Source organism: Amycolatopsis vancoresmycina (genome assembly GCF_000716785.1).
Lineage (GTDB): Bacteria > Actinomycetota > Actinomycetes > Mycobacteriales > Pseudonocardiaceae > Amycolatopsis > Amycolatopsis vancoresmycina.
Genome location: NZ_JNYY01000022.1, coordinates 109,574 through 124,260, shown reverse-complemented (window position 1 = coordinate 124,260; position 14,687 = coordinate 109,574). Strand labels below are relative to the sequence as shown.

13 protein-coding genes are annotated in these 14,687 nt (G+C 73.0%); 6 read left to right on the top strand and 7 right to left on the bottom strand.

Annotated elements, in window-relative coordinates; translation table 11 throughout:
• The first annotated feature begins 16 nt into the window (after window positions 1-16).
• Window positions 17-3,646, top strand: a complete 3,630-nt coding sequence (locus tag OO60_RS37400) for a BTAD domain-containing putative transcriptional regulator (RefSeq protein WP_244885636.1) — start codon at window positions 17-19, stop codon at window positions 3,644-3,646.
• On the opposite strand, the gene OO60_RS37395 is transcribed toward OO60_RS37400, so the two are convergent.
• Genes OO60_RS37395 through OO60_RS37375 form a run of 5 tightly spaced genes read right to left on the bottom strand, consistent with a single transcriptional unit; the run spans window position 3,605 to window position 8,576 of the window.
• Window positions 3,605-5,002, bottom strand: coding sequence for a GH1 family beta-glucosidase (locus OO60_RS37395; protein ID WP_003089211.1), 1,398 nt, complete (start codon window positions 5,000-5,002; stop codon window positions 3,605-3,607). The genes OO60_RS37400 and OO60_RS37395 overlap by 42 nt on opposite strands.
• The gene (locus OO60_RS37390; RefSeq protein ID WP_003089209.1) at window positions 4,999-5,823 is read right to left on the bottom strand and encodes a carbohydrate ABC transporter permease; all 825 of its coding nucleotides are present in this window, start codon (window positions 5,821-5,823) and stop codon (window positions 4,999-5,001) included. The genes OO60_RS37395 and OO60_RS37390 overlap by 4 nt, the downstream gene beginning before the upstream one ends.
• A complete protein-coding gene (locus OO60_RS37385; RefSeq protein WP_003089207.1) occupies window positions 5,820-6,725 on the bottom strand; it encodes a carbohydrate ABC transporter permease in 906 nt (301 codons plus the stop codon). Before OO60_RS37385 ends, OO60_RS37390 begins: the two co-directional genes overlap by 4 nt.
• Before the next feature lie 6 nt (window positions 6,726-6,731).
• Window positions 6,732-7,988, bottom strand: a complete 1,257-nt coding sequence (locus OO60_RS37380; protein ID WP_003089205.1) for an ABC transporter substrate-binding protein — start codon at window positions 7,986-7,988, stop codon at window positions 6,732-6,734.
• A 9-nt stretch (window positions 7,989-7,997) separates the two neighbouring features.
• Window positions 7,998-8,576, bottom strand: coding sequence for a helix-turn-helix transcriptional regulator (locus OO60_RS37375; protein ID WP_003089204.1), 579 nt, complete (start codon window positions 8,574-8,576; stop codon window positions 7,998-8,000).
• Between the two features lie 151 nt (window positions 8,577-8,727).
• Here OO60_RS37375 and OO60_RS37370 point away from each other — a divergent pair, with 151 nt between their 5' ends.
• The 3 genes from OO60_RS37370 to OO60_RS37360 all read left to right on the top strand — a co-directional run bounded on the left by OO60_RS37370 (window position 8,728) and on the right by OO60_RS37360 (window position 11,457).
• On the top strand, window positions 8,728-9,897 hold the full coding sequence (locus tag OO60_RS37370; protein ID WP_033263126.1) for a glycoside hydrolase family 3 N-terminal domain-containing protein: 1,170 nt from the start codon (window positions 8,728-8,730) through the stop codon (window positions 9,895-9,897).
• Between the two features lie 238 nt (window positions 9,898-10,135).
• Window positions 10,136-11,005 carry an oxidoreductase gene (locus OO60_RS37365; protein WP_003089199.1) on the top strand — a complete coding sequence of 290 codons (870 nt, stop codon included), beginning with the start codon at window positions 10,136-10,138 and terminating at the stop codon, window positions 11,003-11,005.
• Between the two features lie 44 nt (window positions 11,006-11,049).
• Entirely contained in the window at window positions 11,050-11,457 is a 408-nt protein-coding gene (locus tag OO60_RS37360) for a hypothetical protein (RefSeq protein WP_003089197.1), read from the top strand.
• On the opposite strand, the gene OO60_RS37355 is transcribed toward OO60_RS37360, so the two are convergent.
• Window positions 11,435-12,751 (bottom strand): MFS transporter, encoded by a 1,317-nt coding sequence (locus OO60_RS37355; protein WP_033263125.1) that lies wholly within the window; start codon window positions 12,749-12,751, stop codon window positions 11,435-11,437. The genes OO60_RS37360 and OO60_RS37355 overlap by 23 nt on opposite strands.
• Before the next feature lie 110 nt (window positions 12,752-12,861).
• Here OO60_RS37355 and OO60_RS37350 point away from each other — a divergent pair, with 110 nt between their 5' ends.
• Window positions 12,862-13,809, top strand: a complete 948-nt coding sequence (locus OO60_RS37350; RefSeq protein WP_033263124.1) for an Lrp/AsnC family transcriptional regulator — start codon at window positions 12,862-12,864, stop codon at window positions 13,807-13,809.
• Window positions 13,810-13,821: 12 nt separating this feature from the next.
• Here OO60_RS37350 and OO60_RS46125 read toward each other — a convergent pair whose 3' ends face one another.
• Entirely contained in the window at window positions 13,822-13,998 is a 177-nt protein-coding gene (locus OO60_RS46125; protein ID WP_003080177.1) for a zf-HC2 domain-containing protein, read from the bottom strand.
• Window positions 13,999-14,310: 312 nt separating this feature from the next.
• Here OO60_RS46125 and OO60_RS37345 point away from each other — a divergent pair, with 312 nt between their 5' ends.
• Window positions 14,311-14,559, top strand: coding sequence for a hypothetical protein (locus tag OO60_RS37345; protein ID WP_003080179.1), 249 nt, complete (start codon window positions 14,311-14,313; stop codon window positions 14,557-14,559).
• Window positions 14,560-14,687 lie beyond the last annotated feature (128 nt).

Genomic DNA, 14,687 nt, shown 5'->3' with positions numbered 1-14,687 from the left:
AGAGGGGACGGCACCAATGCCAGGGGATGCGGACACCCGCCTGCGGGTGGGCGTGCTCGGCCCGCTGCGGGCTTGGCTCGGGGCGGCCGAAATCGGCCTCGGCCCCGCCCGTCAGCGTGCCATCTTCGCGGTGCTCGCGGTCAATGCCGGCCGCCCGGTGCCTCGGGCCGAGCTGATCGCCGGCGTTTGGGGCGATTCCGCGCCCGCGAGCGTCGAGGGCAGCGTGCACACCTACGTCTCCGGGCTGCGGCGGGCCCTCGAACCGGACCGGTCGCGCTGGTCGGCGGCCAGTGTCCTGGTGTCGGATCCCGCCGGGTACTCCCTGCTGCTCGGCGAAGACGCGCTCGACGCGGCCCTGTTCGAACGGCACCGCGAACGCGCGCAACGGCACCTCGACCAGGGGGATCCGCGGGCCGCCGTCGCCGAACTCGACGCCGCGCTCGCGCTCTGGCAGGGCGAGGCGCTGTCCGGGGTTCCCGGCGGGTTCGCCGAACGGCACCGCGAATACCTCGCCGAGCTCCGGCTGGACACCCTCGAACGGCGGGCCGAAGCCCTGCTGGCCCTCGGTGGGCACCTCGATCTCGCGCCGGAGCTGGCCGTGCTGGCCGGGGAACACCCGCTGCGGGAGCCCTTGCGGGAGTCGCTCATGCTCGCCCTCTACCGCAGCGGGCGGCCCGCCGACGCCCTCGACGTCTTCCGCGACGCCCGGGCCACGCTCGTCGCCGAGCTGGGCGTCGAACCCGGTCCCGCGCTGCAACGGCTCCAGCAGCAGATCCTCGCCCAGGACCCGGCGCTCGACGCGCCCGCGGCGCCGGTCGTCGTCGCCGGGCACCGGCTGTTCGGGCGGGAAGCCGAGACGGCCCGGCTCGCCGAGCTCGTCGCCGACGTCCGCGCCGGCCGCGGGCGGGCGGTCTGGATCGAGGGCGAGGCCGGGATCGGCAAATCCGCGCTGCTCGCCGGGTCGCTGCCCGACGGCCCCGGCTTCCAGCGGCTCTGGGCGGCGGCCGACGAGCTGAGCACCCGGTTCCCGCTGCAGGTGGTGCTGGAGTGCCTGGCCATCGACGTGCGTTCGCCCGACCCGCGGCGCGCGCGGGTGGCCGCGGAACTCGCGGGCGAGAGCCCGGTGCGGCGCAGCTGGGGACCGGCCGACCCGGTGCTCGGCGCCGTCGACCGGCTGCTGGCACTGGTCGACGAGCTGTGCGCGCAGTCGCCGCAGGTACTGGTGCTCGACGACCTGCAGTGGGCGGACGAGGCGTCCGTGCTGGTCTGGCACCGGCTCTGCGCGGCGACCCGGCAGCTGCCGCTGCTGCTGGTGGCCGCGACCCGCCCGGCGCCGGACCGCGCCGAGCTCGCCCAGCTGCGCCGCGGCGTCCAGGCGCGGGACGGGGTCGTGCTCGACCTCGCACCGCTGACCGGCGACGACGTCGGGCGGCTGATCGAGGACCAGCTCGGGGCGCCGCCCGGGCCGGGGCTGCGCGAGCTGGCCGCCCGTGGCGCGGGGAACCCGTTGTACGTCAAGGAAATGGTCGACGTCCTGACGCGCGCCGGTGCGGTCGAGGTGAGCGGCGGCGAGGCCGACGTCGACGACCCGGCGGAGTTCGAGGCCCCGCGGTCGCTGGTCGCCGCGGTCGACCGGCGGCTGGACTTCCTCACCGCGCGGACGCAGGAAGTGCTGCGCTGGGGCGCGCTGCTGGGCATGGAGTTCGCCGTCGGCGACGTCGCCGCGGTGCTCGGCACCCGGCCGTCGGACCTGCTGGAGCCGCTGGAAGAAGCCGTGACGGCGAACGTGCTCATCGACACCGGGACACAGCTGGCGTTCCGCCACCCCTTGCTGCGCCAGGCGCTGTACGACCGGCTGCCGTCGGCGACGCGGGCGGCACTGCACCGGCAGGCCGCCGAGGCGCTCGCCGGGATCGGCGCGCCGGTGAAGCGCGTCGCCGAGCAGCTGGTGGCGGCACCGGCCACAGTGGACGAATGGGTGCTGGGCTGGCTCGCCGCGCACCACGCCGCCGTGTCGACCCGGGCGCCGCTGATCGCCGTCGAGCTGCTCGAACGCGCGCTGGCCGCGTGCGACGGCACCGGCCCGCGCCGGGAGACGCTGCTGGTGGCGCTGGTCAAGGTGCTGTTCCGGCTGGAACGCAGCCCGGAAGCGCTGGCGCGGCAGGCCATCGAGGCCGCGGCCGACCCGGATTCCGTCGAGGAGATGCGGCACGTGCTTGCGGCGCTGCGACACCGCCGTGGCGACACCCAGGGGGCCGTCGCGACGCTCGCCGCGTCGGTCGACGACCCGGCCGTGCCGGAGCTCTGGCGGGTCAAGCACCGGCAGCTGCTGGCCAACTTCCGGCGCGGCGACCTGTCCGATTTGGACAGTGCAGAGAAGGCGGCGCACGAGACGAAGGCGTTCGCCGGTGGCGACCCCTACCTGACCGCGCACGCGCTGCAGTCGTTGTGGCTGGTCGATTCGGTGCGCCGCGAGCACGACCGCGCGCTCGGCCACATCGACGCGGCGATCGAGGCCGTCGGCGACGAGCACGAGCTGGCCGACCTGCACCTGGACCTGCTCGACAACCGCGTGTTCACGCTGCAGAACCTCGACCGGCTGGCCGAGGCGGGTGACGCGCTGCGGGCGGCGGGTGAAGTCGCCGCCCGGCACGCGCTGCCGGTCGGGCTGCAGGTGTCCGCCGCGGTGCACCGGTACTGGGAAGGCCGCTGGGACGAGGCGCTGGTCGAGCTGGACACGGTCATCGAGGACGGCCCGGCGATCACGTTCAACGGCCTGCGCGAACCGGGCCCGGCGGCGCTGCTGCTGCACGGCGTCGCGGCGCTGATCGCGGGCCGCCGCGACGACCGGGCCCAGGCGGCCGCCCACCTCGACGCGGCGGAGGAGTACGCCCCAGCCACCGGCGCCGAACGCGAAAGCTTCGACTTCCTGCTGGTCGCCGACGCCCTGGCGGCGGAGCAGCGCGGCGACCGCGTCCGCGCGCTGGCCGTCCTCGAGCCGATCCTGAACCCGACGTACGCGCAGATGATGCTGCGGCACCAGTGGCTCCCGGCGTTCGTGCGGCTGGCGATGGAGCACGACGACGCCGTCCGCGCGCGCCGGGCACTGGCGGTGTGCGAGGAGGAGGCGGCGAAGGAACGACGTCCGGCGCGGGCGCACGCGGCGGCGTCGTGGTGCCGGGGGTTGATCGAGGAGGACCCGGCTCCGGTGCTGGCGACGGCCGAGCACTTCCGCGCGGTCGGCCGCCGCCCGGAACTGGCCTCGGCGCTGGAGGACGCGGCGGTGCTGCTGGCCCGAGCGGGCCGCCTGGACGCGGCGCACGCGGCGTTCGAGGAGGCCGCCGAGCTGTACACGGCACTGGCGGCCCGCTGGGACCTGCGCCGCGCGGAAACCCGGTTGCGCCGCCTCGGCGTCCGCCGCGGCGCGCTGTTCTCGCCGATCCGCCCGGGCCACGGCTGGGAGTCGCTGACGCCGATCGAGATCCGCATCGCGGGCCTGGTCGCGGAGGGCCGGTCCAACCCGGACATCGCGGCGGAGCTGTCGTTGCCGCGCCGGACGGTCCAGGCCCACGTGGCCCGCCTGCTGGGCAAGCTGGAGACCCCGTCACGCTCGGGCGTCGCCGACGCCGTCCGGCGGCGGCCGTAGCGCGTTGGCCCTGGCGACCCGGCCGAGGAAGCGGCCCGACTCCTTGACCGTCCGCTGCTGGGTCTCGAAGTCGACGTGCACCAGGCCGAACCGCTGGGTGTAGCCCATCGCCCACTCGAAGTTGTCCAGCAACGACCACGCGAAGTACCCGCGGACGTCGACGCCGTCGCGGATGGCGTCGTGGACCGCGCGCAGGTGCTCCATGAAGTAGTTCACCCGGGCCGCGTCGAACACCCGGCCGTCGACCACTTTGTCCACAAAGGACGCGCCGTTCTCGGCCACCACCAGCGGGAGCCCGCCGGACCGGGTGCCGAGCCGGCGCAGGAGGTCGGTCAGGGTGGCCGGTGCCTGTTCCCAGCCGAACGCCGTCAGCGGCGGCGGAGCCGGCAGGACGTCCAAGCCACGCAACGTCGGCAGCGGGCAGTTGCTCGGCGCCTGCGGGTCCTCGAGCGGCGTGACGCGCGCGGGCGCGTAGTAGTTCACGCCCAGCCAGTCGATCGGCGCCGCGATGACGTCGGTATCGCCGTCGCGCACCGCCGCCGCGAAGCGGCCGCCGTGGTGCTTGGCGTCGGCCAGGACGTCTTCCGGGTAGCCGTGGCCCAGCACCGGGTCGAGGAAGAACCGGTTGTGGATGCCGTCGAACTTCCGGGCCGCCTCGCGGTGGGCCGGGGTGTCGCCGTCCGGGATGGCCGGGGCGAAGTTCAGGGCCAGGGAGAACTCGTGACCCGGCCGCGCCTGCCCGGCGAGCGCGCGCGTTGCCAAGCCGTGCGCGAGCAGCAGGTGGTGGGCGGCGACCAGCGCCGTTTCGTGGTCCTGGACGCCCGGTGCGTGCACGCCGCTGCCGTAGCCGAGGAAGGCCGCGCAGAACGGCTCGTTGATCGTCGTCCACTGGTTCACGCGGTCGCCGAGCGCGGTGTGCACGACCGCGGCGTAGTCGGCGAACCGGGCGGCCGTGTCGCGCTCCGGCCAGCCCCCGGCGTCTTCCAGGGCCTGCGGCAGGTCCCAGTGGTAGAGCGTCAGCACCGGCACGACGGCCCGGCTCAGCAGCTCGTCGACCAGCCGGTCGTAGAAGGCGAGACCGGCCGCGGACGTCGTCCGGCCGTCCGGCATCACCCGCGGCCACGCCACCGAGAACCGGTAGGCGTTCAGGCCGAGGCCGGCCAGCAGGCCGATGTCCTCGGGGTAGCGGTGGTAGTGGTCGCAGGCGACGGCGCCGCTCGCGCCGCCCAGCACCTTGCCGTCGGCCGCGGCGAAGGTGTCCCAGATGGACGGTCCGCGGCCGCCCTCGGCCACCGCGCCTTCGACCTGGTAGGACGCGGTCGCCGCGCCCCACAGGAAACCCGCCGGGAAGGTCATACCGGTGCCCCTTTCACAATGCCTCGCACGATGTGGCGGCCCAGCAGCAGGAACAGCGCGACCACCGGCACGACGGCGACGGTCGCGCCGGTGAGCATCAGCGCGTAGTGGGTGTAGTAGCCGCTGGCCAGCTGCGACAGGGCGACCTGCACAGTCGGCGTCTCGTTGGGGTCGAGGACGACCAGCGGCCAGAAGTAGTCGTTCCAGGTGGCCATGAACGTCAGCATCGCGAGCACGGCGGCCGGCGCGCGGAGCGCGGGCACCGCCACGTGCCAGTAGATGCGCAGGATCGAGCAGCCGTCGACGGTCGCGGCGTCGACGAGGTCCGCGCTGATCGCGTTCTCGCACGCCTGCCGCATCCAGAACACGCTGAAGGCGCTGACCAGCGCCGGCACGATCACCGCTTCGAGCCGCCCGTACCAGCCGAGATCGCCGACGACCAGGTACAGCGGGATGACCCCGAGCTGCGCCGGCACCATGGCCGAGCCGACGACCAGCAAAAACAGCGTGTTGCGGCCGCGGAAGCGCAGCCGCGCGAAGGAGAACCCGGCGAGACCGGCCAGCACGACGTTGGCCACCGTGACGGTGGTCGCGACGATCAGCGAGTTCCCGATGGCCAGCCAGAAGTCGACGGTGTCGAAGACGCGCCGCACGTTCTCGGCGAGGTGCCCGCCCGGCAGCAGCAGCGGCGACGTCTCCCCGATCGCCGAGTTGTCGCGCGTGGCCACGACGAACGACCAGTACAGCGGGAAGACCGACGCGCCGAGCACCCCGGTCAGCAGCGCGTACACCCAGCCGCCGGGCCGGCGCCGGGCCGTCACGCCGACCTCACGAACCGGCGCACCAGCCGGTAGTTGACCAGCGCGAACAGCGCGCAGATCACGAACATCACCCACGTCAGGGCGGCCGCGTAACCGGCGTCGAGGTGCGTGAACCCCTTCTCGTACAGGTACATGACGAGCGTCTGGAACTGGCGGTCGTTGCCGCCCGTCCCGCCGGAGCCACCGGCGTCGAACAGCTGCGGCTCGGCGAACAGCTGCAGGCCGTTGACCGTGCCGGCGATGGCGGTGAAGGCCAAGGCCGGCCGGATGCCCGGCACGGTGATCGACCAGAACGTCCGCCACCGCGAGGCACCGTCGAGCTCCGCGGCCTCGTACAGATCGCCCGGGACGGCCTGCATCGCGGCCAGGTAGATCAGCGCGTTGTAGCCGGTCCAGCGCCAGAGCACCATGCTCGCGACGGCGAAGTGCGAAGACCAGGTCGTCGCCTGCCAGTTGACCGGCGCCACGCCGAACCAGCCGAGAACCTCGTTGACCACACCGAAGTCGCGGCTGAACAGCTGCCCGAACACGAGCCCGACGGCAACGACGGACACGACGTTCGGCAGCAGGACCCCGGTGCGCCACCAGGTCGCGGCGCGCAGCGGCCGGTCGAGCAGCGCCGCGATGCCCAGCGCCAGCAGGAATTCCGGGACCGCGGCGAGCAGGAAGATGCTCACGGTGTTGACGAGGGCGTTGTAGAAGTTCGGGTCGGTGAGCAGGTCGCCGTAGTTCGCGACGCCGAAAGAGCCCTGGTCGCCTTCGAGCAGGTTCCAGTCGTGCAGCGAAACCCACGCCGTGTACAGCAGGGGAAAGGCGCCGAAGACGACGAAGAGCGCGAAGAAGGGCGCGACGAGCAGCAACGGCGTGACCTTGCGGTCGAAACGGGCGAGCCGGTGCTGCACGCGCGGCTACTTCAGGACGGCTTGCGCCTGCTGGACGGCTTGCGCCCAGGCTTGGTCGACGTTCTCGGTCCCGTCCTCGATCCGCCCGAGCGCGCGGCCGAACTCCGGCCGGACGTCGGCGTCCCGCAGGCCGCGGTAGTTCGGCCGCAGCTGGTCGGCCGAGGCGGCGAAGAGCCGCCCGATCGGCGCGTCGCCGAAGTAGGGGTCGGTGTGCGCGACCACCTGCGGATCCTGGTAGACGGCCGGTTCGCTGGGCAGGATGCCGTCGGAGAGGAAGAGTTTCTTCTGTTGTTCCGGTGCGGTCAGCCAGCGGGCGAGCTCGTACGCCTCCTTCGGGTGCGCGCCCTGCTTCGGCACGGTCAGGAACGAGCCGCCCTGGTTGCCGCTCCGGCCGGGCACGGTCGTGACGTCCCACTTGCCGCGGTTGCCGTCACCACCGGCTTCCTTGATCTGGCTGAGCATCCACGCCGGGCAGGCGACGGTGGCGAAGGAACCCTGTTTGATCGCCACGTTCCACGCCTGCGTGAAGGTGGTCGCCGCCGCGGTCTGCTTCTTCGCCGCGATCCCGCCGGCGAGGAAGAAAGCACCGCGGACGCTCGGGTTGCGGTCGGCGATGAAGGAGTCGTCCCGCTGCGAGAAGTAGTTCTCGGGCGACTGGTTGAGCATCGCCGTGTAGACGGTGCCGGCCGAGTCGGCGAACTTCACGCCCGGTGTCTTGGCGGCGAACCGGTCCGCCGTGGCCGCGTAGGCGTTCCAGTCCGGCATCAGCTTCGCGACCTCGTCCCGGTCGGCCGGCAGGCCCGCGGCCTGGAACAGGTCACGCCGGTAGCAGAGGGCGAGGCTGCCCATGTCCGTGCCGAGGCCCAGGACGAAGGCGCCGTCGGTGCCCTGCGCCCACTTCCACGGCACCCACTGGTGTTCGAGGTCGCGAGCGCCGTAGGCCGCGAGGTCGGCGAACTTGTCCTTCGCCTTCCGGTACTGCGGCATGTACTGCTCTTCGATCGCGACGACGTCGGCCGCGCCGTGCCCGGTGGCGAGCTGCGTCGCGAGCCCCTTGTGGTGGGTGTCGAAGTCGGTGACGCGGTTCTGCACCGTGATGTCCGGGTGCAGCTTCTCGTACTCGGCGATCAGGGGTGCGTACCCGAACTCCCCGAAGGTCGCGATGGTGAGCTTCGTCTTTCCCCCGGTGTCAGCCGGGCTGCAGGCGGCGAGCGGGATCAACGCGGCGACCACGATGGCGGTCCGGCGGGCGATCGTTCGCAACAGGCTTCCTCAGATCACACCGGCCCGCACGGCGTAGGCGACCGCGTGCGGCCGGTTGCGCAGGTTGAGCCGGTTGGTCATGGCGTAGATGACGTTCTTCACGGTCCGTTCCGAGTAGCAGAGCTTGCCCGCGATCTCGGCAGTGTCCCAGCCTTCGGCCATCAGGCGAAGCACATCCACCTCGCGCGGCGTCAGCGCCGCACCGCCACCCTCGCCGGCCATCGCCTCGACCTGCTCGCGCAGCGACGACGACCGGCCCCGCGCGGCCGCGAGCACGCTCGCCGTGAGCCGGTCGAGCGCGGTCCGCGGCAGCACGGCGGAGACGTGGCAGTCGGCGAGCAACCCGACGTGCGCGGGGTCGACGTGCCCGGCGACCAGCACGATCGCGGCGGGCGACTCGGCGGACGCGGCACGCAGGGCGGCAACAGCCTCCCGGTCGACCTCCCCGACGGCGAACACCAGCACGGCGGCCTCACCCCGGCGGGCGCGCGGCAGGACCAGCAGCTCCGGGCGGGCCTTCAGGTGGTTGATCAGCCCGGTCAACGCGATCGGGTCGGACGCCCACGCCGCCACTCGCACCTGGTCCATCGAACCCTCCTCCGCCCACGCCGATCCCTGACAGCGTCAGTCTGCTGAGGGCGCCTTCACGAAATCTCTAAGGCGGGCGGCGCCGTTCTTCACGCCGTGAAGTTCGGCCGTCGACTACCGTCGGGGCATACACGGACGAGTGAAGGGACCGATGAACCGCCGACGTCTTGCCGCCTTCGGGGCGGCGTTCGCCATCGTGGCCGGGTGTTCCCTGGTCGCCGGCCTGCAACCGCGGACCGTGCCCGGGCTGGCCCTGCCCCGGGAATCTGCTGTTCCGGCGGCTCCGGCTCCCGGTCCGTCCGTGCCCACCTCCCGGCTCGCCCGGCCGGGCGACTGCGCGTCCGTGGTCAACGGCCTCGACGTCCGCAGCCAGGTCGCCCAGCTGGTGGTCGTCGGTGTCTCCGGCAACAACCCGGCGGCCACCGTCGCCCTCGTGCGCGACCACCAGGTCGGCGGGATCTTCATCGGCGGTAACGCAACAGCGTTGTTGAAAGACCGCGCGCTCGCCGCGGTCCAGGGCGCGGCCAAGGTGCCGGTGGCGGTCTCGGTCGACGAGGAAGGCGGCCGCGTCCAGCGCATCGACGACCTCGACGGCGACCTGCCGTCGGCCAGGGTGCTGGCCGCCACGAAGTCGCCGGACGAGGTGCGCGCACTGGCCGCCGAGCGCGGCCGCCAGCTGCGCGCCCGCGGGGTGACGGTGGACTTCGCCCCGGACACCGACGTCACGGACGCGCCGGACGACGACGTGATCGGCGACCGGTCGTTCAGCCCGGACCCGGCGCGGGTGAAGACGTACGCGACCGCGTTCGCGGCCGGGCTGCGCGACGCGGGCATCCAGCCCGTGCTGAAGCACTTCCCGGGCCACGGCCACGGCTCGGGCGACTCCCACAAGGGCACGGTGGTCACGCCGCCGCTCGACCGGCTGCGGGCGGTCGACCTCGTGCCGTACCGCGGATTGGCCGGCTACGGCCCGGTCGGCGTGATGATGGGTCACCTGGACGTGCCGGACCTGACCGGCGGGGTGCCGGCTTCGCTGTCTCCGGCCGCGTACGGCTTGCTGCGCGGCGAATTCGCCTTCACCGGGCCGGTCGTGACGGACGATCTCGGGGCCATGAAGGCGATCACGGCGCAGTATTCGCTGCCGGACGCGGTCCTGAAGGCGTTGCAGGCCGGCGCGGACCAGGCGCTGTGGTCCTCCGGGGGCCGGGTGGACGAGGTGCTCGACCGCCTGGTGAAGGCGGTGCAGGCCGGGGAGCTGCCACCGGCCCGGGTGCAGGAGTCGGTGACGCGGGTGCTGCGGGGCAAGGGCCTCTGCGGTTGAGGTGTGCACGGTGATCTCCTTTCGCGGTCACATGAACGACGCTACCGAACACGCGTGCGAAAGATCATCACTGAACCGGGTGAACTACGAGCGCCGATTTCCGTTGCGGCGCAAGGGAAACGGCGTGAGCAGCCCCCGATTTCCAGTCTACCGGAGGGCACCGACAAAACCGGGTGGCGCGAAGACCCGGGCCGCCGCGCCTAGACTTCCGTGGAGGCACCCCGGAGCAAGGAGAAGCATGGCGAACCTCGGTGGCACGTACTCCTTCGGCGGCGGACTTCCCGTGACCCGGATGGGTTACGGCGCCATGCAGCTGGCCGGTCCCGGGGTGTGGGGGCCGCCGCGGGACCACGATGCCGCCGTCGCCGTGCTGCGGGAGGCCGTCGAACGGGGTGTCACCCACCTCGACACCAGCGACTACTACGGCCCGCACACCGTGAACGCGCTGATCAAGGAGGCCCTGCACCCGTACCCCGAGCCGCTCGTCATCGTGACGAAGGTCGGGGCGCGGCGGAGTGCGGACAAGGGCTGGCCGGCCGCCCTGTCGGCCGAGGAGCTCACCCAGGCCGTGCACGACAACCTGCGCAACCTCGGCGTCGACGCGCTCGACGTCGTCAACCTGCGGCTCAGCGACGCCTCCGGCGGCTACCCCGTGGCGATGTCGCTCGCCGAACCGTTCGGGGTGCTCGCCGACCTGCGGCAGCAGGGGCTGATCCGGCACCTCGGCGTCAGCCACGTCACCGCCGAGCAGCTCGACGAAGCCAAGGCGATCGCGCCGGTGGTCTGCGTCCAGAACCAGTACAACCTGGCCCACCGCGAAAACGACGACCTGGTGGACAAGTGCGCCGCCGAAGGGACCGCCTTCGTGCCGTACTTCCCGCTCGGCGGGTTCAGCCCGCTGCAGTCGGGGCTGCTCGACGACTGCGCCGCCCGGCTCGGTGCCACGCCGATGCAGGTCGCGCTGGCCTGGCTGCTGCAGCGGTCGCCGTCGATGCTGCTGATCCCCGGCACGTCCTCGACGGCGCACCTGCGCGAGAACCTCGCCGCCGCCGAGCTCGAACTGCCCGCGGACGTTCTCGCGGATCTCGACCGGATCGGCGCCGCCTGATCGCTACGCTGAGCGTTCGGACTGGCACGAGGACGGAGTCGAGCGTGGCGGAGTGGGGCGACCTGGTCGCGTACATCAGGCAGGCGTACCGGGTGGTGCGCGACGAACCCGACGAGCTGCGCATCCGCCTGGTGTTCGGCGACGATCCCGACACCGAGCAGCGGGCGCAGATCGTCGTGATCGCCCGCGAAATCCTCGACCAGCGCGAGGACTGGGTCCAGATCGCCACGCCGTTCGCCCGGCACGAGGAGGTCGACCTGCTCGAGGTGCTGACCGAGGTCGGCGAGGCGATCGTGGTCGGCGGCATCGCGGTGATGGGCGACCACGTCGTGCTGCGGCACTCGCTGCCGCTGATCAACCTCGACATCAACGAGTTCATCGACCCCCTCGAGCTGGTCGCCGGCGCGGCCGAGCTGCTGGAACAGCAGTTCACCGGCCGCGACGACTACTGAGGGGCACCACGGCCACCGCGGCGGCCACGGCCAGCGCGGCCCCCAGGCCGAGCGCCGTGGTCGCCTTGCCGGTGCCGAGGTAGAGGCCGCCGAGGAGCGCGACGCCCAGGGTGCCGCCGAGCTGCTGGACCGCGTTGAGCAGCCCGGCGGCCGAGCCCGTCTCGGCCGGCCGGACCCGGTCCAGGGCGGCCGTGAAGAACGGGACCGTGAACGCCCCCATCCCGAGCCCGCACAGCGCCAGCGCCCACGGGTACGCGCCCACCCCCGCGGCCAGTGCGGCGAGGATGCCCGCCGTCAGCAGGGCGAGCCCGGCGAACATCACCCGCGCGCCGAACTTCGGCACCAGCCGGGCACCGGCGACGTACGACGACACCGCGAGGCCGGCCGAGAGCGGCAGCAGCGTCAGGCCCGCGGTGCGGACGTCCGCGCCGAGGCCGAGCTGGAGCTGCATCGGCACGACCTGCATCAGGCCCGTCATCACCGCGAAGAACAGCAGCGAGCCGGCCAGCGCCGCCGGGAACCCGCGGTTGGCGAACAGGCTCGGCTCGACCAGCGGCGCCGCCGCGCGGCGCTGGTGGAAGCCGAACACCACCAGCACCGCCACCCCGGCCGCGAGCAGGCCCCAGTTCGTCCCGGCCGGGTCGATCAGGGGGTAGACCAGCAGCCCGGCGCCGCCGGCGGCGAGCGCCGTGCCGACGACGTCCAGCCGGGGCCGGGTGGCGGCCCGGTCCTCCCGCAGCAGCCGCGCCGCGAGGAGCACCGCGAGCCCGAGCGGGACGTTGACCAGGAACGCCGCCCGCCACGACACCGACTGCGTCAGCAGGCCGCCGAGCAGCGGGCCGGTGACCGCGGACAGACCCATCACCGGCCCGATGGTGCCCAGGGCCTTCGCGCGCTCGTCGCCGTCGAACAGGGCGCGGATCAGGCCGATCGTCTGCGGGATGACCAGCGCGGCCGCCGCGCCCTGCACCCCGCGCGCCCCGATCAGCAGCCCGGCGTCCCCGGCCGCCGCGCAGGCCGCTGACGCGAGCGCGAAACCCGCCACGCCGAGCCGGAAGACCCGGGCCCGGCCGAAGATGTCGCCGAGCCGCCCGCCGGTGATCAGGAAGGCGGCGAACGGCAGCGTGTAGGCCGCGCTGAACCACGGGACGTCGGCGGCCGGGCCGGGGAGTCCGGCGTGGATCGCGGGGCCTGCCACCTGGACGATCGTCGCGTCGAGCAGGTTCATCGCCTCGGCGACGAGCAGCACGGCCAATGCGGCCCAGCGCCGCCGGTAACGCGTGGTGGTGGGCACGGGGTGCCTCCTTTCGTTCGGCGCCCACCTTGACGGCGAGATCATTACCAGTTCCAGCCGTAGCCTTCAGATAGCGGATTCGTTCCGTGATTTGCGCTTCAATGAGGGATATGACCATGCTGGACGACGTCGACCGCGCCCTGATCCACGCGCTGCACATCGACGGGCGGGCGCCGTTCACGAAGATCGGCGACGTCCTCGGCGTCTCGACGCAGACCGTGGCGCGGCGCTACCGCCGGCTCCGCGCGGAGGCGTCCCTTCGCGTCGTCGGCCTGCCGGACCCGCAGCGTGCCGGGCAGGCCGAGTGGATGGTCCGGCTGACCGCGACCCCGCACACCGCGCAGGAACTCGCCCACGCGCTCGCCCGCCGCGCCGACACGGCGTGGATCAAGCTGATGTCCGGCGGCACGGAGATCTGCGTGAACGTGCAGACGACGGCGGCGAGCGACCACTCGCTGCTGCTGCGGGACATCCCGCGCACGGCGAGCGTCACGGCGGTCTCGGCGCACCAGCTGCTGCACCGCTACTTCGGCGGCCCGACCGCGTGGCTCGGCCGCGCCAACTCCCTCGACGCGGCGCAGATCGCGGCGCTCACCCCGGTGCACCCGGGCCCGGGCAAGCCCCTGACCAGCGACGACGCTGCCCTGATGGCGGCCCTGCAGCGCGACGGGCGGGCGGGCCTCGCCGAACTGGCGACGGCCACGGGCTGGTCGGCGGCGACCGTCGCGCGCCGGCTGGCCGACCTCCAGGCCGGCGGAACGGTGTTCTTCGACCTGGAGATCGACCCGGCGCTGCTGGGCGCGACCACGCAGGCGCTGCTCTGGATGGCGGTGGCGCCGGCCCACCTCGACCGGGTGGCGAAGACGCTGGCCAAGCACCCGGAGGTGGCGATCGTCGCGGCCACGACGGGACCGGCCAACCTGGTGGCGCAGGCCCTCTGCCCGGACGCGGCGGCGCTGCACCACTACCTGACCCACCGGCTGGGTGCGCTCGACGCCATCCGGACGCTGGAGACGGCGCCGGTGCTGCGGACGGTGAAGGCGGCGGCGTCCCGGTGAGGCCGGTCCCTCCTAAGTGGACTTGACGTCGACCAGGTGGTCCAGCATCCCGCGGACGGCTTCGAACTCCCGGACCTCCTGGCGGCAGTCCGGGCACGCCGCCAGGTGCCGTTCGACCCGGGCCGCGTCGGCCGCGTCGAGCAACCCCAGGCTGTACGCCCCGAGGTCGGTGCGGTCGTACCGGCCCATGGATCGCGTCTCCGTTCCGCGTCCCGCGAGGAACGCCCGCTCTGTCGGACGTCTCCAGGGTCCTGAGACAGACGCGCCATGGGGGAGGTTCCGCGGATTTCTACCCGAACGGCCGACAACTTCGGACGGCGAACAGCCCATGTGAGTGATAAAGGCGTCACGGTACTCACCGGTTCGACCACGGAAAGCTTTTGTGCGACGAACTTCGCCGATTCGGCGTCATGGCTCCCCCGCTCGCTCGTCGGACTCGCGTCGGGCTGGGATTTTCCGGCTTCGACCTGGGCAAGAAGGCGATCCGAAACGAGGAGAGCGATGACCGTACGGAGCCACCGGGCGGACGACGTCGTGGACGAGGTCGGGGTGTGGCTGGCCGGGGAGTTCGCGGGGCGGCTCCCCGCCTCGGAGATCGATCGCGTCGTCCGGACGACGCGCATCGACCTCGAAGGGAGCATCGCGCCGGAGGAGCTCGGGGAGATGCTCCACCGGCTGGGCCGGGCGAGGCTGCAGCGCATCCTGCACCTCGCCCCGGCCGCGCAGGTGCGGATCCCGCAAGCGCGGTGACGGGCGGACGGGCCACGCGGCTGTTCCCCGCCGCGTCGCCCGGCCCCGGTGAATCGGGCGGTTAGGCATCGGGGCACCGCGCACTGAGTTGCAGGCATCGGCCTCGCGCCTGCGCCCCGCGCGCTGGG